Below are 25,716 nucleotides of genomic sequence, written 5' to 3' on the forward strand. Positions count from 1 at the left end.
TGCAGCAGTGCTTCTGCCCGGAGGGCGTAGGAGCGGACTTGTCCGCGATGGGCTGCGAAGCGGCCCTAAAACGTTTCAGGCTTCTACGGCCTTCTGATCCAGCCTTACAAGCGCAGCAGGGTTTTCCAGGCACGGCTCTGGAAGACGGTGATTGCCTGTTGCACGCGGGCATCGAGGACTTCGTCGCTGATGTCCAGGTGCGCCAGTTCTTCCAGCTTGCGCAGTTCGCCGTACAGACGGTCCAGCTCCGGCAGGTCCAGCGCGCCGCGTGCCCAGTGCAGCCAGGACTGGATGCGCTCGATGCGCGGCAGTTGCTCGGCCAGGTCTTCCGGCTGCTGCTGATAACGGCTCAGTTGCAGGGACGTGGCTTCTTCGCCCAGCAGGCGTGGCAGCCAGCTGCTCAACAGCGCGGCGCCCTGACGATTGCCGCGGGTGTTGCGTTCGGTGGTCCAGTTGCGGGCCAGCAACCAGCGTGAGGTATTCAGCGAGAACTCGCCCCAGCGCGTGTCCTGCAATTCTTCGAGGAATTGCTCGTGGGCGGCACCGCGTACATCGGCATCGTCCTGCCCGGCCTGAACCAGCGGTCGCCAGTCTTCCAGCAAGGCGTCGAGCGCAGTACGCAGTTGTGCGGTCGAAGTGCGTGGCGCGGCCTGACCGAGGCTGCTGGTCAGAGCACGCAGTTCGGCGAGCATCTCGACCCAGTCCTGCAGCAGGCGCCAGTGGCCGTTGAAACGGTATTGCTCGGCCAGACGCTGGCTGCTGCCCAACAGATGCCAGGCCAGCGCGGAATAAGCGTCGTCCAGCGGCGTTTCAGCATTCAGGGCGGGCGCGTGCAGGCTCAGCGAGTAGCTGCTGGCATCGAGCAGACGGTAGCCGCGCTCGGCCTTGCTGATATCGCACGGCATCAGCGGCAGCGTTGCAGCCAGCTCGGCGGCGAGTTCCAGCAGCGCGGCAGGCTCGCCTTCACGCAGCTCGAGTTCCAGCTCGCAGATTTCTTCCTTCTGCTTGCCCGCAACCACCTGGCCCAGGTCCAGTGCGGCTTCGATCACCACTTTGGCCTTGCCACGGCCCCAGGCAATCTCGGCTTTCTCACGCACGAAATCGGTGGTGAACAGCGGTTTGATGGTTTTCTTGTCCAGATCGGCCAGTTGCTCAGGCCAGCAATCGCCTTCGAGCTTCTTCAGGTCCAGCTTGGCCTTGCTCAGGTCCCAGTTGTACTCATTGCGCTCGGACAGGCCGGCCACGCTTTGCCCGCGAGTTTTCATGGTCTGGATGATCTGATCGCCGTCGCGGCGGATGCGCAGGGCGACTTTGGCCTGCGCCAGCTCACCTTCGGGGGTATCGAAATACTGGTTCGACAGTTCCAGGCGCTCCCAGCCACTCTTGTTGCGCTTCTTGAGCAACGGGTGTTCACGCAGTGCAGCGAGGGTCTCGCGGCTGACGCGGAGTTTGATTTCTGTTTCTTTTTGCATGGCCGGGGGAATCCAAACGCTGATACGGATAAACGGGAGCGCAGCCCATGATTGAACGGCTGCCGAGGCCGTCAGTGTACAGGACATGGCCCGAAACGGTTTATTCCTGGGTTGTTATGGCCCTATGATGGGCCGTGTTCCGTCTCGATTACAGGAAGCGTCCATGCCGTTGCCGTCCATGAAAGACCAGTTCGCCGCGCTGATCGCCGTACCCTCGGTGAGCTGCACTCAGCCTTCCCTGGACCAGAGCAACCGCCCCGTCATCGATCTGCTGGCCGGATGGCTCGGCGATCTGGGGTTTGCCTGCGACATCCAGCAAGTTTCCCCCGGCAAGTTCAATCTGCTGGCGACCTACGGTACAGGCCCGGGCGGCCTGGTACTGGCGGGGCACAGCGATACCGTGCCGTTCGACGAGGCACTGTGGAAAACCGACCCCTTGAAGCTGACCGAGGTGGATGGCCGCTGGGTCGGGCTGGGCAGTTGTGACATGAAGGGCTTCTTTGCGCTGGTCATCGAAGCGGTGCGTGGCCTTCTTGACCAGCCGTTCAAGCAGCCGCTGCTGATCCTCGCCACCTGCGACGAGGAAAGCTCGATGGCCGGTGCCCGCGCGCTGGCCGACGCCGGACGCCCGCTGGGTCGTGCGGCAGTGATTGGCGAGCCGACCGGGCTCAAGCCGATCCGCCTGCATAAGGGCGTGATGATGGAGCGCATCGATATTCTCGGGCGCAGCGGTCATTCCTCCGACCCGAGCCTCGGGCACAGCGCACTCGAAGCCATGCACGACGCCATCAGCGAACTCAAGGGCCTGCGCACGCAGTGGCAGGCGAAGTACCGCAACCCGCAATTCACGGTGCCGCAGCCGACGCTGAACCTGGGCTGTATTCATGGCGGCGACAACCCGAACCGGATTTGTGGCCAGTGCTCGCTGGAGTTCGACCTGCGTCCGCTGCCGGGCATGGACCCGGAGATGCTGCGCTCGGCGATTCGGCAGAAGCTGCAGCCGCTGGCCGAGCTGCACCAGGTACAGATCGACTACGCACCGCTGTTCCCCGAATGTGCGCCGTTCGAGCAGATCGCTGACGCTGAACTTGTGCGTGTCGCTGAACGTCTGACCGGTCATACCGCTGCCGCAGTAGCATTCGGCACCGAAGCGCCTTATCTTCAGCGCCTCGGCTGCGAGACACTGGTGCTCGGCCCGGGCGACATCGCCTGTGCGCATCAGCCGGGGGAATACCTCGAAATGTCACGTCTTGACCCTACAGTGCGTCTGTTACGTCAACTGATCGAACATTACTGCCTGACGCCCCAGTGAGTCAGGCATACCCCGTGTTTGTTAATCAAAGCATCTTGAGTAAAAGGAGACTGCGCGTGCTGCCAAGCCTGTTCCGACGATAACCACCACACCGTTGTGCGTGCTTCTTTTCTTCGTCCATTTTTTCTACAGGCTCTTGTTGTCATGCCCGAATACGTCAACTGGCTTCGCCACGCGTCTCCGTACATCAATGCTCACCGCGATTGCACCTTCGTCGTCATGCTGCCCGGCGACGGCGTTGCGCACCCCAATTTCGGCAATATCGTCCACGATCTGGTGCTGCTGCACAGCCTGGGCGTGCGTCTGGTGCTGGTTCACGGTTCCCGTCCGCAGATCGAGAGCCGCCTGGCCCAGCGCGGGATTACGCCGCGTTACCACCGCGACCTGCGGATCACCGATACCGAAACGCTGGAATGCGTGATCGATGCCGTGGGTCAGTTGCGTATTTCGATCGAGGCGCGTCTGTCGATGGACATGGCCGCCTCGCCCATGCAGGGCTCGCGCTTGCGAGTGACCAGCGGCAATGTCGTCACCGCACGGCCTATCGGCGTGCTTGAGGGGGTCGATTATCAGCACACCGGCGAAGTGCGCCGCGTCGACCGCAAGGGTATCAATCGCCTGCTGGACGAGCGCCATATCGTGCTGCTGTCGCCACTGGGTTATTCGCCGACCGGCGAGATTTTCAACCTGGCCTGTGAAGACGTCGCCACCCGCGCGGCCATCGATCTGGCTGCTGACAAACTGCTGCTGTTCGGCGCCGAAACCGGCTTGCTGGACGAGCAGGGCCGGTTGGTGCGCGAACTGCGTCCGCAACAGGTGCCCGCGCACCTGCAGCGTCTGGGTGCCAACTATCAGGCGGAATTGCTGGACGCTGCGGCCGAGGCCTGCCGTGGCGGTGTGGCGCGCAGCCATATCGTCAGTTATGCCGAGAACGGCGCGCTGCTGACCGAGCTGTTTACCCGTGACGGTGGCGGCACGCTGGTCGCGCAGGAGCAGTTCGAACTGGTGCGCGAAGCGGCCATCGAGGATGTCGGCGGTTTGATGGACCTGATCACGCCGCTGGAAGAGCAGGGCATTCTGGTGCGTCGTTCCCGCGAAGTGCTGGAACGCGAGATCACCCAGTTCAGCGTGGTCGAGCGGGAAGGGCTGATCATCGCCTGTGCTGCGCTGTATCCGATTGCCGATTCGGAGTCGGGCGAGCTGGCGTGTCTGGCCGTCAATCCGGAATACCGGCACGGTGGCCGTGGCGACGAGTTGCTGGAGCGTATTGAAAACCGCGCCCGGGCTTTGGGTATCAAGACCCTGTTCGTCCTCACCACCCGCACCGCACACTGGTTCCGCGAACGCGGTTTCGAACCCAGCAGCGTCGACCGCCTGCCAAGCGCTCGCGCCTCGCTGTACAACTACCAGCGTAATTCGAAGATCTTCGAAAAGGCGATATAAGCCTGGGGGCGGACTATATTTTGTGGGAGTGAGCTTGCTCACGAAGAGGCTGGAACAAGCCCCCAGAAAGGGGCGTTTGAACCTCCCTTTCGTGAGCAAGCTCACCCACGCCCTTCGGGCAGAAGCGCAGAGCATTGGGCACGATAGTTGAGATGATCGTTCCTCACGCTCCAGCGTGGGAATGCAGTTCTCGACGCTCTGCGTCGTCAAGAGGACGCGGAGCGTCCAGAAAGGCATGCGACGCAGAGCGCCGCACGATAGTCGCGCCTGCACCGGCACCTTCGTGAGCAATCTCCCCACAGTAATTGCACGATCAGTTACTGATCGACAGAATGCTCGCCTGATACGAACCCACGAACGTGTCGAAATCCACCACTTCTTCCGTTGCTTCCAGCTCGGCCTGTTCCTCAATCGAGGTTTTGGCCTGGGCTTCGAAGTCTGCCTGTTCCTGAGCGCTCAGCGGGTGAGTGCGGAAGTATTCGGCGTGGACCTGACTCTGGCGCAGGGAGAACGCGGTAAAGCCCTCGTTATGCGCTTCCATGCTGGCCAGCACCTGAGCAGACGGTGTGAGCGCGGTATCGTCGATCTTGGCCTGTTGCACGGCAATCGACTTGAGGTGCTCATCGGTGCCCTGCGCCTGATCGAGCAAGCGGGCAATCGGTGTGATCTTCTCCATCAGCTCGGTTGCCCAGATCTTGAGATCGACAGGGCGGTTGTCACGCATCAGGCTCAGGCCCGGGCGACGCCCTTCCTTGACCACTGACAGGAAGTTCGAGCTTGCGTTGGAGCACTCGTGGCGGGCCAGTTGCTGGCTTTCCTCGAGGGCGCAATACAGCACGAACGCATCGATGAAGCGCGACTGCTCCAGGCTGATGCCGGTCGGCAGGAACGGGTTGATGTCCAGGCAGCGCACTTCGACGTACTGCACACCACGGGCCACCAGCGCCTGAATGGGGCGTTCGCCGCTATAGGTCACACGCTTGGGGCGAATGTTGGAGTAGTACTCGTTCTCGATCTGCAGCACGTTGGTGTTGAGCTGCACCCACTCGCCGTTCTGGTCATGAGTGCCGACCTCGACGTAAGGCTTGTAAGGCGTGGCCACGGCCTTGCGCAGGCTGTCGGTGTAGCTGACCAGATCGTTGTAGCATGGGGTCAGGTCGGCCTGGGCGTCACTCTGATAACCCAGGTCGCTCATGCGCAGACTGGTGGCGTACGGCAGATACAGGGTATCGGCGTCGAAGTGTTGCTCCAACTGGTGCTTGCGGCCGCGCAGGAACCCCGCGTCGAGTGCCGGTGAAGCACCGAACAGGTACATTAACAGCCAGCTGTAGCGGCGGAAGTTACGAATCAGCGCGATGTAGGAATGCGACTGGTAGTCGCGCGCATCGCCTGCAAAGTCTTCGGTCTGCTTGAGCAGCGCCCAGGCGTCTTCCGGCAACGAGAAGTTGTAGTGAATGCCGGCAATGCACTGCATGGTCTTGCCATAACGCAGCGCCAGACCCTTGCGATAGACGTACTTGAGCTTGCCGATGTTCGACGTGCCGTAATACGCGATCGGGATGTGCTCTTCGTCGGGCAACGGGCAGGGCATCGACGGGCTCCACAGCAGCTCGTCGCCCAGCTTGCTGTAAACGAAGCGATGGATACGGTCCAGGTTGTCGATGGTCTCGGCCGGGTTCTTCAGCGCAGGCGTGATGAACTCCAGCAGCGATTCGGAATAATCGGTTGTGACCTGGCCATTGGTCAGTGCGGCACCCAGAGCTTGTGGATGAGGCGTGCAGGCCAGTTCTGCCGTTGCAGTAACGCGCAGACACTCACGCTCTATACCGTGCAGGCATTGCTCCAGCAAAGAGAGGTTGTTGCGCTCGCCGAGCAAGGCAAGACGGCGGTTCAAAAATTCGCTCAAGGTGTAATCCTTCACGCATCGGTCGCCCCGATATGGGGGTGGACTTGACGGTCTACAAGGGTGAAGAAAGGAACTGGCGTAGTCGCCTGGTTGGTCTGTAACGCCCGTTCACAATCACTGCTCTTTGTCGTACTACCCAAATGGACTCGGCACCACGCTAATGGTGCCGAAATTAACCCAAATGATGTCGATACGGCTAGGTTCAGTTTGCAGTGATTGTGTTCATCGCCTCTTTTCGGGTCTAGATGACCGCAAATGTGCCTTGGGCTTTGGCAACGAGCTTGTCGCCCTGAACGACTTCGGCCTCGACCACCAGCGTGCGGCGACCCGCGTGCAGCACCTTGGCGATGCACAGGACTTCGCCTTCGGAGACGCCACGCACGTAGTTGATCTTGCACTCGATGGTCACGCTGCGCTGGTCGAAACCGTGAACGCTGGAACAGGCCAGGCCCATGGCGATATCGACCAGACTGAAGATTGCACCGCCGTGCATCACGTTGCCGCGATTGCGCAGGTGCGCCTCCAGCGGCAACGCAACTTCGGCAACGCCCTCGTCCAGACGCCGCAGCTCACAGCCGAGCATCTTGAAGTAGGCGCTGTGGGTCAGATCTTCAGGAATGTCCATCAGCGCTTCTTCAGTTGCTTGGCATTGGCGAACAGCGATGCCATAGCATTGTTGGCGGGCGCTGGTGCATTGGTTTCCTTGCGCGGGGCGTTGTTCTGGCGAGGCGAAGAACCCGGACGGGCACCGCGCGCGCCATCGATTTTCTCGCCGGGCGTGTCGCTCATGCGCATCGACAGGCCGACGCGTTTGCGCGGGATATCGACTTCCATGACCTTCACTTTCACCACATCACCGGCCTTGACTGCTTCACGCGGGTCCTTGATGAACTTCTCGGACAACGCCGAGATGTGCACCAGCCCGTCCTGATGCACGCCGATATCGACGAACGCACCGAAGTTGGTGACGTTGGTGACCACGCCCTCGAGGATCATCCCCAGTTGCAGGTCCTTGAGGTCTTCGACCCCGTCCTGGAACTCTGCGGTCTTGAACTCTGGACGCGGATCGCGGCCCGGCTTTTCGAGCTCCTGAAGGATGTCGGTCACGGTCGGCAGACCAAAGGTCTCGTCGGTGAATTTCTTCGGGTCCAGACGCTTGAGAAAGCTGGCGTCGCCGATCAGCGAGCGAATATCGCGGTCGGTTTCAGCCGCGATGCGCTGCACCAGCGGGTAGGCTTCCGGGTGAACGGCGGACGCGTCCAGCGGGTTGTCACCGGTCATGACGCGCAGGAAGCCGGCGGCCTGTTCAAAGGTCTTTTCGCCCAGGCGGCTGACTTTCTTCAGCGCCGCGCGGGTCTTGAACGCGCCGTTTTCATCACGATGCGCAACGATGTTCTGCGCCAGCGTGGTGTTGAGGCCGGAAATGCGTGCCAGCAGCGCCACGGAGGCGGTGTTCACGTCCACGCCCACGGCGTTCACGCAGTCTTCCACCACTGCATCCAGGCCGCGCGCCAGCTTGAGCTGCGAAACGTCGTGCTGATACTGGCCGACCCCGATGGATTTCGGATCAATCTTCACCAGTTCGGCGAGCGGGTCCTGCAAGCGACGGGCGATGGACACCGCGCCACGGATCGACACGTCGAGGTCCGGGAATTCCTTGGCGGCCAGTTCCGATGCCGAGTACACCGAAGCGCCTGCTTCGGAGACCATGACCTTGGTCATTTTCAGGTCTGGGTATTTTTTGATCAGGTCGGCAGCCAGCTTGTCGGTTTCGCGGCTGGCGGTGCCGTTGCCGATGGCAATCAGGTCGACCGAATGCTTGGCGCACAGTGCGGCCAGTACGGCGATGGTCTGGTCCCACTGGTTCTTCGGAACGTGCGGATAGACGGTGGCGTAGTCGAGCAGTTTGCCGGTGGCATCGACTACGGCGACCTTGCAGCCGGTACGCAGGCCAGGATCGAGCCCCAGCGTGGCGCGCTGGCCGGCCGGGGCGGCGAGCAGCAGGTCGTGCAGGTTGTGGGCGAAGACATTGATCGCTTCGGTTTCCGCGCCGTCACGCAGCTCGCCCAGCAGATCGGTTTCCAGGTGGCTGTACAGCTTGACCTTCCAGGTCCAGCGCACCACTTCGGCCAGCCATTTGTCTGCCGGGCGGTTCTGGTTCTGGATACCGAAGCGCTCACCGATCATCAGCTCGCACGGGTGCATGGCGCCCGGCAATTCTTCACCGACTTTCAGCGCCGAGCTCAGGAAGCCTTCGTTGCGACCGCGAAAAATCGCCAGCGCACGGTGCGACGGCATGCTCTTGAGCGGTTCGTCGTGTTCGAAGTAGTCGCGGAACTTGGCGCCTTCCTCTTCCTTGCCCGGCACCACGCGTGCGCTGATCACCGCTTCCTGCTTGAGGAAGCTGCGCAGCTTGTCCAGCAGCGAGGCATCTTCGGCAAAGCGCTCCATCAGAATGTACTTGGCGCCTTCCAGCGCAGCCTTTATATCAGCCACGCCTTTATCCGCGTCGACGAAGCGGGCTGCTTCTGCTTCAGGAGCCAGACTCGGGTCATTGAACAGGCCGTCGGCCAGTTCGCCCAACCCGGCTTCAAGAGCGATCTGGCCCTTGGTACGGCGTTTCTGCTTATAAGGCAGGTACAAGTCTTCGAGGCGGGTCTTGGTGTCGGCCAGCTTGATGTCGCGCGCCAGCTCCGGGGTCAGCTTGCCTTGCTCTTCGATGCTGGCAAGAATGCTGACGCGCCGCTCGTCCAGTTCACGCAGATAACGCAGGCGCTCTTCCAGATGGCGCAGTTGCGTGTCATCAAGACTGCCGGTCACTTCCTTGCGGTAGCGGGAAATGAAGGGCACGGTCGAGCCTTCATCCAGTAGTGCTACGGCCGCTGCGACCTGTTGTGGGCGTACGCCGAGTTCTTCGGCGATGCGGCTGTTGATGCTGTCCATAAAACCACCTGGAGTTGTGAGCAAAAAACTGGGCTATGTACGAATTGCCTTGCCTGGGTATCGTGCGCCAGCATTTATTTTCAGGGCTGGCGAACCGCCATGAGTCCGGCGTTGCCTGACTTCGAGGGCGGCGCATTATACCCAGCGAAGCCGGATTAGGGGATCGGCCGACAAATGTGGTGTTTTTTCGGCGAAAAAGCAGGCACAAGTGTCGCCTCCAGTAAAATCTGCTAACAATGCACAAGGTGCGCATCACCGCAGCTACGCCATAATGCGCCCCGAGATCAGAGGAGCATCCGATGAGCAGCACCGCACAAAATGCCGAAGGCGAAAAAATCCTTATTGTCGATGACGATCCGGGGCTGAGCAGTCTCCTGGAACGTTTTTTCACCAGCAAGGGCTATCGTGCCCGCGCCGTGGCAAATGTGGAACAAATGGACCGGCTGCTGGCCCGTGAGGTTTTCAACCTCGTGGTGCTGGACCTGATGCTGCCCGGCGAAGACGGCCTTTCAGCCTGTCGTCGTCTGCGTGCCGCGAACAATCAGGTGCCGATTATCATGCTGACCGCCAAGGGCGATGAGCTGAGCCGCATCAAGGGGCTCGAACTGGGTGCTGATGATTATCTGGCCAAGCCGTTCAACCCGGACGAGCTGATGGCGCGGGTCAAGGCGGTGTTACGTCGTCAGGCGGCACCGGTGCCCGGCGCACCCGGCAGCGAAGACGAGTCTGTCAGTTTCGGTGACTACGTGCTGTCTCTGGCAACCCGCGAGCTCAAGCGCGGTGAAGAAGTGCACATGCTCACTACCGGGGAGTTCGCGGTACTGAAAGCGCTGGTCATGCACGCTCGCGAGCCGCTGACCCGCGACAAACTGATGAACCTGGCGCGTGGCCGGGAGTGGGATGCGCTGGAACGATCCATCGACGTACAGATCTCCCGTCTGCGTCGCCTGATCGAACCGGATCCTTCCAAGCCCCGTTATATCCAGACGGTCTGGGGCGTGGGCTATGTATTCGTTCCGGACGGTGCCGGAAGTCGCTGATAACCCGGTTGTCGGCACAGACATCCGTCATTGCTGCCAGTTACGTCGATAATCTTTTACAGGTTTATCGACGTACTGGTTTTTTGCGTTCGTCCATCGGGTCCGGCCCGCGTTCGGCAAACCTGCGAGCCTCGCTCGCCCTGCAAAGTGTATGGCTGCAGTTATGAAGACTCCGCTCTGGTTCCCGCAAAGCTTTTTCTCCCGCACGCTCTGGCTGGTGCTCATCGTCGTGCTGTTTTCCAAGGCCCTGACGCTGGTTTATCTGCTGATGAACGAAGACGTGCTGGTCGACAGGCAATACAGCCACGGTGTTGCTCTGACCTTGCGCGCGTACTGGGCCGCCGGTGAAAACGATCGCGAGGCGATTGCCGAGGCGGCGGGCCTGATTCGGGTAGTGGGCGGTGGCGTGCCGGAAGGCGAGCAGCACTGGCCCTACAGTGAGATCTATCAGCGACAGATGCAGGCCGAGCTGGGTGCCGATACGGAAGTGCGTCTGCGCGTACACGCGCCGCCCGCGCTGTGGGTGCGAGCGCCGAGCCTGGGTGACGGCTGGCTGAAAGTGCCGCTGTATCCGCACCCGTTGCGCGGTCAGAAAATCTGGAACGTGCTGGGCTGGTTCCTGGCCATCGGATTGCTCTCCACGGCATCAGCCTGGATTTTCGTACGCCAGTTGAATCAGCCGCTCAAGCGTCTGGTGTTTGCGGCGCGCCAGTTGGGGCAGGGGCGCAGCGTACGGCTGCCGGTGAGTGACACGCCGAGCGAGATGACCGAAGTCTACCGGGCCTTCAATCAGATGGCCGAAGACGTCGAGCAGGCCGGGCAGGAACGCGAGTTGATGCTGGCCGGTGTTTCCCACGACTTGCGCACGCCGCTGACGCGCCTGCGCCTGTCTCTGGAGCTGATGAACGACAATGAGTTCTCCGAAGGCATGGTGCGCGATATCGAGGACATGGACGCCATTCTCGATCAGTTCCTGGCCTTCATCCGCGATGGGCGCGACGAAGAGATCGAAGAGGTCGATCTGGGGCATCTGGTACGCGATGTGGTTGCACCTTTCAATGACGATGAAGACAGCATCCGTCTGTGCCTGGAGCCCATTCCGCCCTTCCCGTTACGCCGCGTGTCGATGAAGCGCCTGCTGACCAACCTGATTGGCAATGCCAAGCACCATGCCGGTAACGGTATCGAAGTCGCCGCCTACGTATCCGGCGACCGAAACGCGCCCTACGTGGTGTTGAGCGTGCTGGACCGGGGGGCGGGCATCGATCCGTCCGAGCTGGACACCATCTTCAACCCGTTCATTCGCGGTGATCGCGCACGCAGTGGCAAGGGCACCGGCCTCGGCCTGGCCATCGTCAAGCGTATCGCTGCCATGCACGGCGGCAACGTCGAGTTGAGAAATCGTTCGGGAGGCGGACTGGAAGCACGTGTAAGGCTGCCGCTGGGGCTGATGCTGCCGAGGGATGCAATTTAAGAAGAGGGCAAAGCGAGAGAGTAAATATAAAGCGCCGTACAGGGTCACGGGAGGCGTGCGAAAGGTTGACGCATTCTCGTGGACCTGCACGGCGGCTTGCCTGACCCGGCCCTTGGCGGAGGTACTCCCTGTACCCCTAGGTCACGCCGATCATATGATCAACGCGTCCCGGCCCCCTGGTCATGCGCGCACCTTCCTCAGGCCGCACAAAGCCGAAAGGTGTCGACTCCTGGAGCCGACACCTTTCTTCTGGATCAATACCAGTTCGGGTCTTTGCGCAGCTCTTCATTCAAGAGCTTTTGCATACCCTCGTCAGGCTTACCCAGGTAACGGTAAGTCGCGTGACGTGTTGGCGATTTTTCTGCAGGAAGACCGGCAGGCACTTCAACCAACATGGCGTAAGCATCTTCCTTGTCGAGGCTGAAAGCCACGATCAGGCGCTTGCTTTTGCACGTATCGGCCGTTTCGCAAAGCGGTCCAACCAGATAGTTGTCACCGTCTTCAGTGGCCGCTGTCATCTGCTGCCCGGAAGCACCGGACAGGTTGATCACCCAATCCGGCAAACGCTCTTCCTTCTTGACGACCTTCGCCCAGGTGGTGCGGTACTCGGGCGCGGAGCTCAGAAGCTCATTGACCCGAGACTGTCCATCATTGGCTGCCATGACCATGGCACTACCGCCCATCAACAGGGCGGCGGCCAGTGTGCGAAATGACGTGTGCATTATCAGCCTCGACCGCGACGACCGAAGAAGAACGACACAACGAACATCACCAGGAAGACGACGAACAGGATCTTGGCGATACCGGTAGCCGTGCCCGCGATACCACCGAAGCCCAGTACTGCAGCGACGATAGCGATGATCAGAAACGTGATTGCCCAACTCAACATGGTGATACTCCTTTTGATGCCGTTTTAATAAGGGGTGCTGCTTTTAAGGTCGGGTCAGAAAACCCATTTTTGCTGTTGAGCGACTTCATCTACAGAAACCAGGCCGTCGACATTACGCAGGCTTGAGGACATGTCATTGACCGCTGGTGCACTAACACCGCGGTAGGAGATGCTGCTGGTCTGGATGAATTGCTGTTTCGGTTGAGCTGCCTCGTTGGCTTGATTCCAACGCTGGAACTGCTGAATGGCGATCAGAGTGACGAGCAAGGCAAGGAGCAGAAAAAGACCTTGCTGAATGTGCAGGGGAGAGATACGCAATTGTGCAATACGCTGGCTGTTCATCTGCAAAATCCCCTGGCCTGAGTGGGCATTCAATCTGATGGGTCGTTGTGTACCGACCTTTGTTGAATGGGTTATTGCAGACTGCATGCCAGTTTTTTGATCGATATAAATTCCTTTAAAATCAATGGTTTAATAAGTTTGGTAAGGGCATGTTACCAGCAAGCTGCACGATTACCCCTTTGTAATCGTGCGTTCTGCACGAAGCGTTAGACGCTTTGCTCTGAACCGTCAGCCTGCGCTGCGCGCCATGACCTTCAACGCGTCGCCGTTGACGCCTTTGACGCCACGAATATTTTTCGCGATTTCCACCGCCAGTTCTTTCTCGGCGAAGTTGGCAACCACGCCATTCAGGCTGACAACACCGGCCTTGGTATCCACTTTGATGTTCAGCCCATCCAGCGTCCGGCTGTAGATCAGGCTTGCCTTGACCTTGCTGGTGATCCAGGCGTCACTCATTTCCTCGGTCGGGGTCAGAGACTGTGGCTGGGTCTTGGCGGCAATCGAGTCGGCCGCGCTGAGGCTGATCAGGTTGTTGACGCTGACCACGCCATCGGTGTTGCTGGCCAGGCTACCGGCCAGCTCCTTCGCTTCGGGGCTTTGCGCTCGGCCCTTGAGGGTGATGACGCCGTCCTTGCTGTCGACTTCGATATTCAGCGCTTCGGTCACGCTGCTCCACAGCAGCTTGGATTTCACCGTCGCGACCAGCGTCGCATCTTCGAACCGCTGAGCCATGTTGGTCCGGGTGCCAGGCTCGCTGGCGACAGAAGGGTCCACCTCCAGCTGATTGTCGACCTTCTCGATGCCTTTGGTATCCAGCGCGATGCGCTCGGCCAGTTCGCGGTCCACCTCGTTTTCAACCTTGCCCTTGAGTGTCGCAGTGCCTTGTTCGACACCCACATCGATCTTGAACGGGCTCAGATGCTTGTTCAGCGCGAAAGCTGTCCAGATCGAACCTTCCTGACGCGCCTCGGTGAGCTGAGCAGGCAGGTCAGGCTGGGCGAGTACCGGGCCGCTGCCCAGCAGCGCAGCGGCGGCCGTGATCAGAGCAATCTTTTTCAGTGAAAACATAGAAGCGTTCCTTTTGCGGTGAGATTTCGTCTCCGAATAGACGGTTTTAACGGCATAAACGCGGATTAATCAGGCTGTTCGCCATTAGCTGATCAGAAAGCTACCATGCATGCCGAAGAATCAATCAGAATTGACCATGCAACTTGCCCGATGATTCCGAGACTAACTGAGACAATTCATTAAGGAGCGTAGGAAAAATGGAAGCAGCCACTGAGAATCAGGGCCGTATTCTGCTTGTGGACGACGAGTCCGCCATCCTCCGCACTTTCCGGTACTGTCTGGAAGACGAAGGCTACAGTGTCGCCACTGCCAACAGCGCAGCCCAGGCCGACACGCTCATGCAGCGTCAAGTATTCGATCTGTGCTTTCTCGATTTGCGTCTGGGCGAAGACAACGGCCTGGACGTGCTGGCGCAGATGCGGATTCAGGCGCCGTGGATGCGTGTGGTGATCGTGACTGCCCATTCGGCGGTGGATACGGCTGTGGATGCCATTCAGGCTGGCGCAGCCGATTATCTGGTCAAGCCGTGCAGTCCTGACCAGTTGCGTCTTGCGACGGCCAAGCAGCTTGAAGTCAGGCAACTGTCTGCACGTCTTGAAGCACTGGAAGGCGAGGTTCGCAAGCCCAAGGATGGTCTGGATTCCCACAGCCCTTCGATGATGGCCATTCTGGAAACGGCCCGTCAGGTTGCTGTAACCGATGCCAACATCCTGATTCTGGGTGAGTCGGGTACCGGTAAGGGCGAGCTGGCCAGGGCGATTCATGGCTGGAGCAAGCGGGCCAAGAAGTCCTGCGTCACGATCAACTGCCCGTCGCTGACCGCAGAACTGATGGAAAGCGAGCTGTTCGGCCACAGCCGCGGTGCCTTTACCGGTGCCAGCGAAAGCACGCTGGGTCGCGTCAATCAGGCCGATGGCGGCACCCTGTTCCTCGACGAAATCGGTGACTTCCCGCTGACGCTGCAGCCCAAGCTGCTGCGCTTCATTCAGGACAAGGAATACGAGCGCGTCGGCGACCCGGTGACTCGACGTGCCGACGTGCGCATCCTGGCCGCCACCAACCTCAACCTTGAGGACATGGTGCGCAGCGGACGTTTCCGTGAGGATCTGCTGTACCGCCTGAACGTGATCACCCTGAATCTGCCCGCCCTGCGTGAGCGCAGCGAAGACATTCTGACCCTGGCGGATCGCTTTCTGGCGCGCTTCGTCAAGGAGTACGCTCGTCCGGCTCGCGGCTTCAGCGAGGAGGCCCGCGCGGCGCTGCTCAATTACCGCTGGCCGGGCAACATTCGTGAGCTGCGCAACGTGATCGAGCGTGCCAGCATCATCTGTCCACAGGAGCGCGTAGAGGTCAGTCATCTGGGCATGGCTGAGCAACCGACCAACAACGCACCGCGGGTGGGGGCAGCCTTGAGTCTGGACGAGCTTGAAAAGGCACACATCGGGGCCGTACTGGCAACCAGTGAAACCCTTGATCAGGCCGCCAAGACGCTGGGTATCGATGCTTCGACGCTTTACCGCAAACGAAAACAGTACAACCTATGAAATACCTCAAATGAAGCTGGCCATGAAGTTGCGCACCCGTCTCTTTCTGAGTATTTCGGCGCTTATCACGGTCGCTTTGCTCGGGCTGCTGCTGGGGCTCGTCAGTGTCATGCAGATGGCCCGGACTCAGGAATCACTGATTCAGCATAACTTCGCCATCCTCGATCTGGGCTTGAAGTTGCGCCAGAACATGGGTGATCAACTGGTGTTGATGACCGGTTCCAATCGCAATGACGTTGAGCTGGACAGAATCCAGAAGCAGTTCGAAGAGCTGCTGGAGCAAGGATCGGTGCAGGACACCCAGCAAAACGTACGCAACGGTTTTGAAAAGACCCGGGGCGATTATCAGCGATTCATTGCCGCCTGGCAGCAGTATGGCAATGATCCGCGAGGCATACGCGGCAACCCGCAATTGAGCGAAAGTTTCGACACGCTGCGTAACGGTCTGATGGATGTGCATCGCAAGGCGTTGGAGAACATCAGCAACGCCGAGATCAATTCCAGGGATCGAGCATTGTGGATCGCCGGCTTGCTGGGCCTGGTCGGGCTGGCGGTGCTGTGCATAGGCTTTGTGACCGCACATGGCATCGCCCGCCGTTTCGGTGCGCCGATCGAGGCGCTGGCCAAGGCCGCCGATCGCATTGGCGAGGGTGATTACGAGGTCACGCTGCCCATTTCCTCGGCTGCCGAAATGAACCTGCTGACCCGGCGCTTCGGCATCATGGCCGAAGCCCTGCGTCAGCATCAGGCGACCAACGTCGATGAGCTTCTGGCGGGCCAGCAGCGCCTGCAGGCGGTCCTCGACAGTATCGACGATGGCCTGTTGATGATTGATCGCCAGGGCCACCTGGAGCACCTCAACCCTGTTGCGCAGCGCCAGCTTGGATGGGACGAGAGTCGCCTCGGGCACAGTCTCGGTGAGGCGTTGGGCCGTCCCGAGCTGGATGAGCAATTGCATCTGGTGCTGCGGGGCGGAACGCTGGAGCGCGCGCCGGAAGACCTGGCCATCGAGATCGACGGCGAGTCGCGACTGCTGACCTACAGCATGACACCGGTCAGCCACACCAAGGGCCACATCCTGGGTGCGGTGATGGTGCTGCACGACGTGACCGAGCAGCGTGCTTTCGAGCGGGTACGCAGCGAGTTCGTCCTGCGCGCCTCGCATGAGTTGCGCACCCCGGTCACGGGCATGCACATGGCGTTCGGCCTTCTTCAGGAGCGTTTGCATTTCGCTCCTGAGTCCCGCGAGGCCGACCTGCTCAATACGGTCACCGAAGAAATGCAGCGCCTGATGCAGCTCATCAATGACCTGCTGAATTTCTCGCGTTACCAGAACGGTCTGCAGAAGCTCAAACTCGCGCCGTGCTCCATCGAAACGTTGCTGCAGGAAGCCAAGGCGCGCTTCGAGGATCAGGCCCAGGAGCAGGATATTGTGCTGATGCTGGATATGCAGGAGCCGATGCCGCGCCTGCATGCCGATCAGTCTCAGCTGGAGCGGGTACTGGACAATCTGCTGGACAACGCGTTGCGGCACACGCCGCCGAACGGCCTGATTCGCTTGCAGGCCAGGCGCCACGGCGAGCGGGCGATCATCAGTGTCGAAGACAACGGCGAGGGCATTGCCTATGGGCAGCAGGGGCGGATCTTCGAGCCCTTCGTCCAGGTCGGCCGCAAGAAAGGCGGCGCCGGGCTCGGGCTGGCGCTGTGCAAGGAGATTGTCCAGCTGCACGGCGGACGCATGGGCGTTTATTCACGGCCGGGGCAGGGCACGCAGTTCTATATGGCGTTACCGCTCTGAGGGCTTGAGCACCAGGCCCTCATCGGTTGACTGAGTATCAGCCTTCATACGTTTCAATTCGAGTGATTGAGCACCTGCAGGATGGCCGCGCTCTGTGCGTCCGGCTCGCCGTCGAAGCGTGCCGGGCGATAGTGCATCTGGAAGGCGGCCAGTACCTGACGTGTCGCGACATCCAGCTCACCGGTCTGCGGGGTGCTGTAGCCCAGGCGCGCCAACTGCTGCTGGAACCAGGTGATGCTCGGCAGGTTAGTTGCCAGCAGTGCCTGACGCTGGGCAACCTGGCGTTCATCCGGCCAGTTCCCCAGACCTTCGGCAGCGAGGCGTTTCCACGGGAACAATGGCCCCGGGTCCTGCTTGCGCAATGGGGCGATGTCGCTATGACCGATGATGTGTTTCGGGTCGATCCTGTTGCGTTTGACGATGTCCTTGAGCAGGACAATGATCGACTGGGTCTGCGCTTCGGTATACGGATACCACAGGCGCCCTGTCGGCGTTTCCTTGAAACCCGGATTGACGATCTCGATGCCGATCGAGCTGGAGTTGAGCCAGGTGCGGCCTTCCCACTCGCTTTCGCCGGCATGCCAGGCACGCGCGTTTTCATCGACCAGCTTGTAGATGGTGGCTTTGCTGTCGTCACCGATCAGGTAGTGGGCGCTGACCTCGCCATGCGTCAGTAATTGCAGCGAGTGTTCCAGCGACGTCGAGGTGTAATGCATCACCACGTACTGAGCACGGCCATCGAAATTTACCGAAGGATGGCTGGTGTCCAGCCTTGGGCCGCTGGCACAGGCAGTGAGGAGGAGCATGAGAAAGGCGGATAAATACAGCTTCATGAGGTCGGCAGCGTCGGCAGGAAATGAAACATCATAACAAAATGTATACAAATAGCATGGGGCACCAGCCATTTGTTCAGGTCAAAATGTTTCAGTCAGCCCTGTTCGATGCGGTTGCGACCGTTCTCCTTGGCCTTGTAAAGCGCCTGGTCGGCACGTTTGATGGCGGTGTCGCTCCGCTCTGACGGACGAAAGGCCGTCATGCCGATGGATACAGTGATGGTGACTCGTTCGCCCTTGAAGTGGAAAGGGCATGACTCGACGGCGGCGCGCAGTTCATCGAGCAGTTTCAGCCCGGTGGCAGGAGGTGTCGCAGGCAGCAGCATGACAAATTCTTCGCCGCCAAACCGTGCCATGAAGTCATCGGCGCGCAGGCGTTTGCTGAGGACATTGGCGACGATCTTCAATACCTTGTCGCCAGCCAGGTGCCCGTAGCCATCGTTGATGCGTTTGAAATGGTCCAGGTCCAGAATGCACACCAGCAGGCTGTTTTTTTCTTCGTGCCAGCGGGCCATCTCCCGTTCAAGGCGCTCGCCCCAGGCGGCACGATTGGGCAGTCCGGTAAGCGGGTCGATCAGGGCCTTTTGACGCTGTTCCTCCAGGTGAGTCCTGAAACCCAGGGCCTCCTGCTCCATGCTCGCGACGCGGGCCGCCAGACCTTGCAGGCGCGAGGCCACTTCGCGCTCGCGGGCATCGCGCTTGAGCTGGTAGTGATCCATGGTGCCGAGCAGGGCCTCAAGCCGATTGTCGAGCACCCGCTTGAGGCTGGGCAGATCGGAGGCGTCCTGAACACTGCTTTGCAGGCCGCCCACCTGTTCGCGCAACTGTTCGTTCAGGTCGCGCGCGGTGGACTGGTCCTCGGCGTGATCTTCACTGGCGGCCTGCAGGTGGCTCTGAAACGATTCGAGCCGTTCATTGAGCTGCTTGAGGTAAGTGCCGAACTCCTGTTGGCCGCCGTTGTTGATCGCCAGCATCAACACTGCCAGATCGTCGAGGATCGGCAGCAATTCGTACCAGTTAAGCCCATGCTTCAAGCGTAACTGCATGTCCTCGACCTGCGGGCGAAAGTGCTCTGACAGGGTCAGGTCGTCCAGCAGGCCCAGCAGGGTCTGTTCAATGTGTGCCGCCACCGAGCTATAGCTGGGCTCTGGTGAGGAGGGTAGCGCGTAACCTTCTTCGCCTTCTGCCGACTCGGGCTGCTGCTCGGCCTCTGCGTCGGGTTCTTCAACTGGCACGTCGATTGGCGCGGGTCGCTGCTGGTAGGGCACTGATGGGACAGGCGCCAGGAGATCCGCGAAATCGATGGGTTCGACAGTGATCGGTGCAGGTTCGGCGACGGCCTCTGTTGGTGCTGGAGCAATGTCCGCAGCGGTGGTCGATGGCGCAGGTTCTTCAGGCGTCGCAACGGCGGGTATCACTGCGGCAGGCGCATCGGTTTCCGGGGCCGGCGTTGGCGGCGTGCTGTCTGCGGCAACGGCGGCTGCGGCAGTGGAATCAACGGCCTCGGCTTCGACAGGAGACGCGTCTGGCGGGGCGTAAGTATTCGCTGCTTGCGGCGCGACGTCGGGTTCATGCGATTCCGGCGCCGAGGAGGCGGCGTCTTCGGGATGAGCCGCCTCAGGATGAGGCTCGTGGCCGTGACCCTCGCGCGAACCGAACAGGCGTTGCAGCAGCCCCTGACGGGGACCTTCTTCAGGTTTTTCAATCTGGGTCAGGGCCTGGCCCTGCAAATTGCTCAACTCGCCAAGCAGCAGGGGCAGCTCACGGGCCTGGGAGGCGCGCTCTTCAAGCTCCTTGGCAAAGCGCTTGAGCGGCTTGCGTACGTCGCGTGGCAGCGGCAGTGACTGCAGCTGTGCAACCAGTGCGGTCAGTGCCGAACTGATTTGCGCGGCCCTGACTTCACGGCGTTGTTCAGAGTCCAGTACGGCTTTTTCGAGGCGCGGGATCAAGGCTGCCAGGCCCGCGTCCATATCGTCCTTGCGGACGATTTCGCGCATTTCCTTCATGCATTCATCGACGGCGCGGTCAGAGCCCTCTGCCGCCAGACTGCTGCGCACCAGACCGCGTCGCAACAAATCGAGCCGCGCATCCCAGCGCTTTTCGAGCGTGTCCTGTTGCTCGATCCCTTTGAGGTATTTTTCTTTCCAACGCTCCGCGTCGTCGCTCATGCAAGGCTTCCACCAGAGGGCACAGGCAGTGAGTCCCCACGCAGTGAGTCAGGCAGGCGAATCTCGACAGCGACAGGCAGGTGATCGGAAATGGGTTGCGCCAGCACCTGCACGCGCTCGAGCGTCAGGGTCGGGCTGAGCAAAATGTGATCGAGGCAGCGTTGTGGCCGCCAGCTCGGAAAGGTCGCTTCTATCTGCGGGGCCAAAAGGCCCAGATCCCTTAGCGGCGAGTGTTCCAGCAGGTCATTGGCGTGGGTGTTCATGTCGCCCATCAGCACCTGATGGCGATAACCGCCGATCAGTTCGCGAATGTACGCCAGCTGCCGGGTTCGGGTTCGGGTCCCCAGCGCCAGGTGCATCATGACCACGACCAGGGCATCCTCGCCTTCACCGAAACGCACGAGAATCGCCCCGCGCCCGGCCGGGCCTGGCAGCGGGTGATCCTCGATCTTGGTCGGGCGCAGACGGCTCAAGACACCGTTGCTGTGCTGCGCCAGGCGCCCGAGATTGCGATTGAGTTGTTGATACCAGTACGGAAAGCCACCCAACTGGGCGAGATGCTCGACCTGATTGACGAAGCCGGAGCGCATGCTGCCACCGTCGACTTCCTGAAGTGCCACCAGATCGAAGTCGTTGATCAGGTCGCCGATCTTCTGCAGGTTGCCAGCCCTGCCGCCATGCGGCAGCAAGTGCTGCCAGCTGCGCGTCAGGTAATGATGGTAGCGCTGGGTACTGATACCCACCTGGATATTGAAACTGAGCAAACGCAGCCTGCCGTCTTCCGGCAGGCCGTTTTGCAGCAGATGATGTTCGTTGACCTGCGGATCATGCAGGCCAACGATACGGGTACTGCCTTTGCCCCAGCGGCGCATGATGTGCGCTTACTTGGCGGCTGCGGCAGCCGCTCGCTCTTTGGCAATCAACTGGTCGGCAACTTCCAGGGTCTTTTCCGGACCACCGGCAGAACCCAGGTCAAAGCGGTATTTGCCATTGACGATCATGGTCGGAACGCCGGTCACTTCGTACTTCTTGGCCAGTTCCTTGTACTGGGCGATCTTGCCCTTGACTGCGAAAGAGTCGAACGTCTTCAGGAAGTCTTCCTTGTTCACGCCCTGTGTGGCGACGAAATCAGCCATGTCATTCTTGTCGGTCAGACGCTTGCCGCCTTTCTGGATGGCTTCGAATACGGCTGCGTGAACCTTGTGTTCGACGCCCATGGTGTCCAGGGTGATGAACAGCTGGCCGTGAGCGTCCCAAGGGCCGCCGAACATGGCAGGGATGCGTACGAACTTCACGTCGGACGGCAGTTTTTCAACCCACGGATTGATGGTTGGCTCGAATGCGTAGCAATGCGGGCAGCCATACCAGAACAGCTCGACGACTTCGATCTTGCCTGGCTCGGCAACAGGCACAGCGCTTGCCAGCTCGACGTATTGCTTGCCGGCCTCGATGGGCGTGGCGGCCTGGGCGGACATACCGAACAGACTGGCGGCAACCAGAGCGGCGCTGATGATCAGATTACGCATGCTTTACTCCTGAGCAGATTGAATCGCCTTCAAGCGACGGTGTTTCGACCGGACGCGAAAGCCTGAGTTCGTTAGTGTAACGCTGAGGTTGTAAAAATGGGCGACCGAGGACGGCCTTTTTGCATAAGCAGTGAAGCAGGTCATGTCTGAATGTTCCAGCACGTCCGTCAGGGCGGGCTGATACGGTGTGAGTGTGGGCCGGGGGACAGGTGTGTCATTATATGCGCACGCATCCAAACGAAACCGACACCTCCTGCCGCACCCCTTGCAGGCAGGTCTTCACCGGAAATCACATGCAACTCAAAAACCCCATCCTCGGTCTGTGCCAACAGGCCACGTTCATGCTCAGCGCCGCCAAGGTCGACCAATGCCCCGACGACGAAGGTTTTGAGGTCGCATTTGCCGGGCGCTCCAACGCGGGCAAATCGAGCGCGCTGAACACCCTGACCCACGCCAGCCTGGCGCGTACATCGAAGACCCCGGGGCGTACCCAGTTGCTGAACTTTTTCGGTCTGGACGAAGATCGGCGTCTGGTCGACCTGCCCGGTTACGGCTACGCCAAGGTGCCCATCCCGCTCAAACTGCACTGGCAGCGTCACCTGGAAGCCTATCTGGGCAGCCGCGAAAGCCTGAAGGGGCTGATCCTGATGATGGATATCCGTCATCCAATGACTGACTTCGATGTGTTGATGCTGGATTGGGCCATCGCCAGCAACATGCCGATGCACATTCTGTTGACCAAGGCCGACAAGCTGACCTACGGCGCGGCCAAGAACACGCTGCTCAAGGTTCAGGCCGAGATTCGCAAAGGCTGGGGCGATGCAGTGAGCATCCAGTTGTTCTCGGCCCCCAAGCGCATGGGGCTGGAAGAGGCCTACACCGTGCTGGCCGACTGGATGGAACTGGAAGACAAGGCACCTGCGGAGTAAATCGCAGGCAAAAAAGACCCCGGACTTCGCATGGGGAGGGGGAAGTTCCGGGGCTTAAGGTCCAGACCTTAGGGTGGGATCTGGATAACTGCCAACACTTAACACAACTAGGAGCACGATCGATTTTTCAACCAATCGACACGTCTGACTCCTGTCCAAACGGTTAAGTTCCAGCAGTGAAGAAAAGTTCACATTTCCTACAATATTTGACGAACCTGCGTACAGGTTCGCCATTTCAGGCTCAGTGAGCCTCGTCCCAATTGTTGCCAACCCCCACTTCTACCAGCAACGGCACGGCCAATTCTGCTGCGCCGCTCATGTGCGGACGGATCTGTTCACTGATCTGCTCGACCAGGTCCTCGCGCACTTCAAGCACCAGTTCATCGTGTACCTGCAGGATTACCCGTGCATCCAGGCCGGACTCGTCCAGCCAGCCGTTCACCGCCACCATGGCTTTCTTGATGATATCCGCAGCGGTGCCCTGCATCGGCGCGTTGATCGCCATGCGTTCCGCGCCTTTGCGCAGTGACTGGTTCTTGGCGTTGATGTCCGGCAGGTACAGGCGACGACCGAAGATGGTCTCGACGAAACCTTGCTCGGCAGCCTGGGCGCGGGTGCGTTCCATGTAGTTCAGCACGCCGGGGTAGCGGGCGAAGTAGCGGTCGACGTAAGCCTGTGACTGCTTGCGGTCCACGCCAATCTGCTTGGCCAGGCCGAACGCGCTCATGCCGTAGATCAGGCCGAAGTTGATCGCCTTGGCGCTGCGACGCATGTCAGTGGTGACGTTTTCCAGCTCGACGCCGAAGACTTCCGCCGCCGTGGCGCGGTGAACGTCCAGGTCATTGCGGAATGCATGCAGCAAGCCTTCGTCCTGGGCCAGATGCGCCATGATGCGCAGTTCGATCTGCGAATAGTCGGCGGCCAGCAGCTTGTAGCCCTTCGGCGCCACGAATGCCTGACGGATGCGCCGGCCTTCAGCGGTACGAATCGGGATGTTCTGCAGGTTCGGATCGCTGGAGGACAAGCGCCCGGTAACGGCCACCGCCTGATGATAGGAGGTGTGAATACGTCCGGTGCGCGGGTTGATCTGCTCCGGCAGGCGGTCGGTGTAGGTGCTCTTGAGCTTGCTCATCGAGCGGTATTGCATCAGCACCTTGGGCAGCGGGAAATCCTGCTCCGCGAGTTCGGCAAGCACCGCTTCGGCAGTCGATGCCTGGCCGGTGGCGGTCTTGCTGAGAATCGGCATGCCGAGTTTTTCGTAGAGAATCACGCCCAGCTGCTTGGGCGAGCCGAGGTTGAACTCTTCGCCGGCAATGGCGAAGGCTTCGCGCTCCAGCGCGGTCATCTTGTCGCCCAGTTCGACGCTCTGGATGCCCAGCAGGTTGGCATCGACCAGCGCGCCCTGGCGCTCGATACGCGCCAGGACAGGCACCAGCGGCATCTCGATATCGTTCAATACCGGCTGCAGGGTCGGAATCGCGGCCAGCCGCGCGTCGAAGACTTCATGCAGGCGCAGGGTCAGGTCCGCTTCTTCGGCGGCGTAATTGCCCGCCTGTTCAAGGGCAATCTGGTCAAAGCTCAGCTGTTTGGCGCCTTTGCCGGCAATCTCCTGGAAATTGATCGGCGTGTGCGTCAGGTACTTGGCCACCAGGCTGTCGCGGTCGTGACGAGTGGCGGTGGAGTCCAGTACGTAGGATTCCAGAATGGTGTCGAAGCGGACGCCCTGCAGGTCGATGCCTTGAGCCTGATCGCCGTCGATCGCGCAATTGGCAAGCAGGTTGATGGCGAACTTGGCGTGCTGGCCGACCTTGATTTTGTCCGGGTCTTCCAGCAGCGGCTTGAGCGCCTTGAGCACCGTGTCGCGGTCCAGTTGCTGCGGCACGCCCATGTAGGAGTGGGTCAGCGGAATGTAAGCGGCTTCGTGGGTCTGAATGGCGAAGGACAGGCCGACCAGTTGCGCACGCTGGGCATCAGTGCCGTTGCTCTGGGTGACGAAGGCAAACAGCGGCGCGGCCTGCAGCTTCTTCAGCCAGGCATCGAACTGGCCCTGTTCAAGAATGACTTCATAGGCGGCTTCCCTGGCTTCGGCGGTCGGCTCTTCGACGGTCAGCTCCTGGCCGGCGCGCTTGGCGTCGCGTTGCAGGTCTTCGATCCAGCTCTTGAATTCCAGCTCGGCGTATAGCTCCATCAATGTGTCACGGTCAGGCTCGCCGCAATGCAATTGATCCAGCTCGATGTCCAGCGGGACGTCGATCTTGATGGTCGCCAGTTCGTAAGACAAAAAGGCCATCTCACGATGTTCTTCGAGTTTGGCGGCCAGGGTCTTGGCGCCACGGATCGGCAGGGAAGCGACCTTGTCGAGGTTCTCGTAAAGCTCCTTGATGCCACCGCCGATGCCAACCAGCAGACCGACCGCGGTTTTCTCGCCAACGCCGGGCACGCCGGGAATGTTGTCGACCTTGTCGCCCATCAGCGCCAGGTAATCGATGATGTGCTCCGGACCGACGCCGAATTTCTCTTTCACGCCCGCCACATCCAGCACGCTGCCGGTCATGGTGTTGACCAGGGTAATGTGGCCGTCGACCAGTTGCGCCATGTCCTTGTCGCCGGTGGAGATCACCACTGGACGATCGGCCGCCGCGCTGCTGCGTGCCAGCGTGCCGATCACGTCATCGGCTTCGACGCCTTCGACGCACAGAAACGGGTAGCCCATGCCTTTGACGCAGGCATGCAGCAGATCGACCTGCACGCGCAGATCGTCCGGCATGCTCGGCCGGTTGGCTTTGTAGTCGTTGTACAGCGCATCACGGAACGTCCCGCCCTTGGCGTCGAACACCACGGCGAGCGGGCTGTCCGGGTACTGGCGCCGCAGGCTTTTGAGCATGTTGAGCACGCCCTTGACGGCACCGGTCGGCAATCCTTTGGAGGTGGCCAGTGGTGGCAGTGCGTGGAAGGCGCGGTAGAGGTAGGAGGAACCGTCTACCAGGACGAGTGGCGCTTGGGTCATGAGCAGAATCAACCTTTTCGGC

At 60.5% G+C, this 25,716-nt stretch carries 20 protein-coding genes; 7 read left to right on the plus strand and 13 right to left on the minus strand.

Annotated features, from left to right (window positions below):
• Nucleotides 1-104: 104 nt before the first annotated feature.
• Nucleotides 105-1,472, minus strand: a complete 1,368-nt coding sequence (locus tag KBY02_RS17675) for an inorganic triphosphatase (protein WP_024638973.1) — start codon at nt 1,470-1,472, stop codon at nt 105-107.
• 163 nt (nt 1,473-1,635) lie between these two features.
• On the opposite strand from KBY02_RS17675, the gene argE reads away from it, so the two are divergent.
• Both argE and argA read left to right on the plus strand, forming a co-directional pair.
• A complete protein-coding gene (gene argE, locus KBY02_RS17680) occupies nt 1,636-2,784 on the plus strand; it encodes an acetylornithine deacetylase (protein ID WP_003403914.1) in 1,149 nt (382 codons plus the stop codon).
• A gap of 144 nt (nt 2,785-2,928) precedes the next feature.
• The gene (gene argA, locus KBY02_RS17685) at nt 2,929-4,227 is read left to right on the plus strand and encodes an amino-acid N-acetyltransferase (protein WP_003403912.1); all 1,299 of its coding nucleotides are present in this window, start codon (nt 2,929-2,931) and stop codon (nt 4,225-4,227) included.
• Nucleotides 4,228-4,540: 313 nt separating this feature from the next.
• Here argA and gshA read toward each other — a convergent pair whose 3' ends face one another.
• The 3 genes from gshA to KBY02_RS17700 all read right to left on the minus strand — a co-directional run bounded on the left by gshA (nt 4,541) and on the right by KBY02_RS17700 (nt 9,076).
• A complete protein-coding gene (gene gshA, locus KBY02_RS17690; protein WP_032655393.1) occupies nt 4,541-6,133 on the minus strand; it encodes a glutamate--cysteine ligase in 1,593 nt (530 codons plus the stop codon).
• Nucleotides 6,134-6,374: 241 nt separating this feature from the next.
• Nucleotides 6,375-6,758, minus strand: coding sequence for a PaaI family thioesterase (locus KBY02_RS17695; RefSeq protein ID WP_003314033.1), 384 nt, complete (start codon nt 6,756-6,758; stop codon nt 6,375-6,377).
• The gene (locus tag KBY02_RS17700; RefSeq protein WP_096127428.1) at nt 6,758-9,076 is read right to left on the minus strand and encodes a Tex family protein; all 2,319 of its coding nucleotides are present in this window, start codon (nt 9,074-9,076) and stop codon (nt 6,758-6,760) included. Before KBY02_RS17700 ends, KBY02_RS17695 begins: the two co-directional genes overlap by 1 nt.
• 299 nt (nt 9,077-9,375) lie before the next feature.
• On the opposite strand from KBY02_RS17700, the gene ompR reads away from it, so the two are divergent.
• Nucleotides 9,376-10,116: a two-component system response regulator OmpR gene (gene ompR, locus KBY02_RS17705; protein ID WP_003318889.1), complete on the plus strand. Its 741-nt coding sequence runs from the start codon at nt 9,376-9,378 to the stop codon at nt 10,114-10,116.
• Nucleotides 10,117-10,279: 163 nt separating this feature from the next.
• The gene (locus KBY02_RS17710; protein WP_003403907.1) at nt 10,280-11,590 is read left to right on the plus strand and encodes an ATP-binding protein; all 1,311 of its coding nucleotides are present in this window, start codon (nt 10,280-10,282) and stop codon (nt 11,588-11,590) included.
• A 254-nt stretch (nt 11,591-11,844) separates the two neighbouring features.
• On the opposite strand, the gene KBY02_RS17715 is transcribed toward KBY02_RS17710, so the two are convergent.
• The 4 genes from KBY02_RS17715 to KBY02_RS17730 form a co-directional block, all read right to left on the minus strand.
• Nucleotides 11,845-12,312: an inhibitor of vertebrate lysozyme family protein gene (locus tag KBY02_RS17715; RefSeq protein ID WP_104652540.1), complete on the minus strand. Its 468-nt coding sequence runs from the start codon at nt 12,310-12,312 to the stop codon at nt 11,845-11,847.
• Between the two features lie 2 nt (nt 12,313-12,314).
• Nucleotides 12,315-12,479 (minus strand): DUF1328 domain-containing protein, encoded by a 165-nt coding sequence (locus KBY02_RS17720; protein WP_002555679.1) that lies wholly within the window; start codon nt 12,477-12,479, stop codon nt 12,315-12,317.
• A gap of 54 nt (nt 12,480-12,533) precedes the next feature.
• Entirely contained in the window at nt 12,534-12,821 is a 288-nt protein-coding gene (locus KBY02_RS17725; RefSeq protein ID WP_225650662.1) for a hypothetical protein, read from the minus strand.
• Between the two features lie 228 nt (nt 12,822-13,049).
• Nucleotides 13,050-13,889, minus strand: a complete 840-nt coding sequence (locus tag KBY02_RS17730; RefSeq protein WP_003403902.1) for a BON domain-containing protein — start codon at nt 13,887-13,889, stop codon at nt 13,050-13,052.
• Nucleotides 13,890-14,086: 197 nt separating this feature from the next.
• Between KBY02_RS17730 and algB the strand changes: the two genes are divergently transcribed.
• Both algB and KBY02_RS17740 read left to right on the plus strand, forming a co-directional pair.
• Nucleotides 14,087-15,433, plus strand: a complete 1,347-nt coding sequence (gene algB, locus KBY02_RS17735; RefSeq protein ID WP_003318895.1) for a sigma-54-dependent response regulator transcription factor AlgB — start codon at nt 14,087-14,089, stop codon at nt 15,431-15,433.
• A 10-nt stretch (nt 15,434-15,443) separates the two neighbouring features.
• Nucleotides 15,444-17,231, plus strand: coding sequence for a KinB sensor domain-containing domain (locus KBY02_RS17740; RefSeq protein ID WP_024652529.1), 1,788 nt, complete (start codon nt 15,444-15,446; stop codon nt 17,229-17,231).
• 53 nt (nt 17,232-17,284) lie between these two features.
• Here the strand turns inward: KBY02_RS17740 and KBY02_RS17745 are convergent, their stop codons facing one another.
• From KBY02_RS17745 to KBY02_RS17760, 4 genes are all read right to left on the minus strand, one after another.
• Nucleotides 17,285-18,064 carry an N-acetylmuramoyl-L-alanine amidase gene (locus KBY02_RS17745; RefSeq protein ID WP_024638977.1) on the minus strand — a complete coding sequence of 260 codons (780 nt, stop codon included), beginning with the start codon at nt 18,062-18,064 and terminating at the stop codon, nt 17,285-17,287.
• A gap of 95 nt (nt 18,065-18,159) precedes the next feature.
• Nucleotides 18,160-20,232: a GGDEF domain-containing protein gene (locus KBY02_RS17750; protein ID WP_011266287.1), complete on the minus strand. Its 2,073-nt coding sequence runs from the start codon at nt 20,230-20,232 to the stop codon at nt 18,160-18,162.
• Entirely contained in the window at nt 20,229-21,104 is an 876-nt protein-coding gene (locus tag KBY02_RS17755; RefSeq protein ID WP_003414076.1) for an endonuclease/exonuclease/phosphatase family protein, read from the minus strand. Before KBY02_RS17755 ends, KBY02_RS17750 begins: the two co-directional genes overlap by 4 nt.
• Nucleotides 21,105-21,113: 9 nt before the next feature.
• Nucleotides 21,114-21,758: a thiol:disulfide interchange protein DsbA/DsbL gene (locus KBY02_RS17760; protein WP_003403888.1), complete on the minus strand. Its 645-nt coding sequence runs from the start codon at nt 21,756-21,758 to the stop codon at nt 21,114-21,116.
• 293 nt (nt 21,759-22,051) lie between these two features.
• On the opposite strand from KBY02_RS17760, the gene yihA reads away from it, so the two are divergent.
• A complete protein-coding gene (yihA, locus tag KBY02_RS17765) occupies nt 22,052-22,687 on the plus strand; it encodes a ribosome biogenesis GTP-binding protein YihA/YsxC (RefSeq protein WP_003341625.1) in 636 nt (211 codons plus the stop codon).
• A 241-nt stretch (nt 22,688-22,928) separates the two neighbouring features.
• Here the strand turns inward: yihA and polA are convergent, their stop codons facing one another.
• Entirely contained in the window at nt 22,929-25,694 is a 2,766-nt protein-coding gene (gene polA, locus KBY02_RS17770) for a DNA polymerase I (RefSeq protein ID WP_104652544.1), read from the minus strand.
• Between the last annotated feature and the right edge of the window lie 22 nt (nt 25,695-25,716).

The sequence above is a fragment of the Pseudomonas sp. P129 genome, assembly GCF_020312195.1.
GTDB classification, from domain to species: Bacteria; Pseudomonadota; Gammaproteobacteria; order Pseudomonadales; family Pseudomonadaceae; genus Aquipseudomonas; species Aquipseudomonas fragariae.

Coding starts and splice junctions, on each gene's coding strand:
- argE (WP_003403914.1), top strand. CDS start 1,636: ATGCCGTTGCCGTCCATGAAAGACCAGTTCGCCGCGCTGATCGCCGTA.
- KBY02_RS17675 (WP_024638973.1), bottom strand. CDS start 1,472: ATGCAAAAAGAAACAGAAATCAAACTCCGCGTCAGCCGCGAGACCCTC.
- KBY02_RS17710 (WP_003403907.1), top strand. CDS start 10,280: ATGAAGACTCCGCTCTGGTTCCCGCAAAGCTTTTTCTCCCGCACGCTC.
- KBY02_RS17740 (WP_024652529.1), top strand. CDS start 15,444: ATGAAGCTGGCCATGAAGTTGCGCACCCGTCTCTTTCTGAGTATTTCG.
- KBY02_RS17755 (WP_003414076.1), bottom strand. CDS start 21,104: ATGCGCCGCTGGGGCAAAGGCAGTACCCGTATCGTTGGCCTGCATGAT.
- yihA (WP_003341625.1), top strand. CDS start 22,052: ATGCAACTCAAAAACCCCATCCTCGGTCTGTGCCAACAGGCCACGTTC.
- argA (WP_003403912.1), top strand. CDS start 2,929: ATGCCCGAATACGTCAACTGGCTTCGCCACGCGTCTCCGTACATCAAT.
- KBY02_RS17695 (WP_003314033.1), bottom strand. CDS start 6,758: ATGGACATTCCTGAAGATCTGACCCACAGCGCCTACTTCAAGATGCTC.
- algB (WP_003318895.1), top strand. CDS start 14,087: ATGGAAGCAGCCACTGAGAATCAGGGCCGTATTCTGCTTGTGGACGAC.
- KBY02_RS17760 (WP_003403888.1), bottom strand. CDS start 21,758: ATGCGTAATCTGATCATCAGCGCCGCTCTGGTTGCCGCCAGTCTGTTC.
- KBY02_RS17720 (WP_002555679.1), bottom strand. CDS start 12,479: ATGTTGAGTTGGGCAATCACGTTTCTGATCATCGCTATCGTCGCTGCA.
- KBY02_RS17750 (WP_011266287.1), bottom strand. CDS start 20,232: ATGAGCGACGACGCGGAGCGTTGGAAAGAAAAATACCTCAAAGGGATC.
- polA (WP_104652544.1), bottom strand. CDS start 25,694: ATGACCCAAGCGCCACTCGTCCTGGTAGACGGTTCCTCCTACCTCTAC.
- ompR (WP_003318889.1), top strand. CDS start 9,376: ATGAGCAGCACCGCACAAAATGCCGAAGGCGAAAAAATCCTTATTGTC.
- KBY02_RS17700 (WP_096127428.1), bottom strand. CDS start 9,076: ATGGACAGCATCAACAGCCGCATCGCCGAAGAACTCGGCGTACGCCCA.
- KBY02_RS17745 (WP_024638977.1), bottom strand. CDS start 18,064: ATGAAGCTGTATTTATCCGCCTTTCTCATGCTCCTCCTCACTGCCTGT.
- KBY02_RS17730 (WP_003403902.1), bottom strand. CDS start 13,889: ATGTTTTCACTGAAAAAGATTGCTCTGATCACGGCCGCCGCTGCGCTG.
- KBY02_RS17725 (WP_225650662.1), bottom strand. CDS start 12,821: ATGAACAGCCAGCGTATTGCACAATTGCGTATCTCTCCCCTGCACATT.
- KBY02_RS17715 (WP_104652540.1), bottom strand. CDS start 12,312: ATGCACACGTCATTTCGCACACTGGCCGCCGCCCTGTTGATGGGCGGT.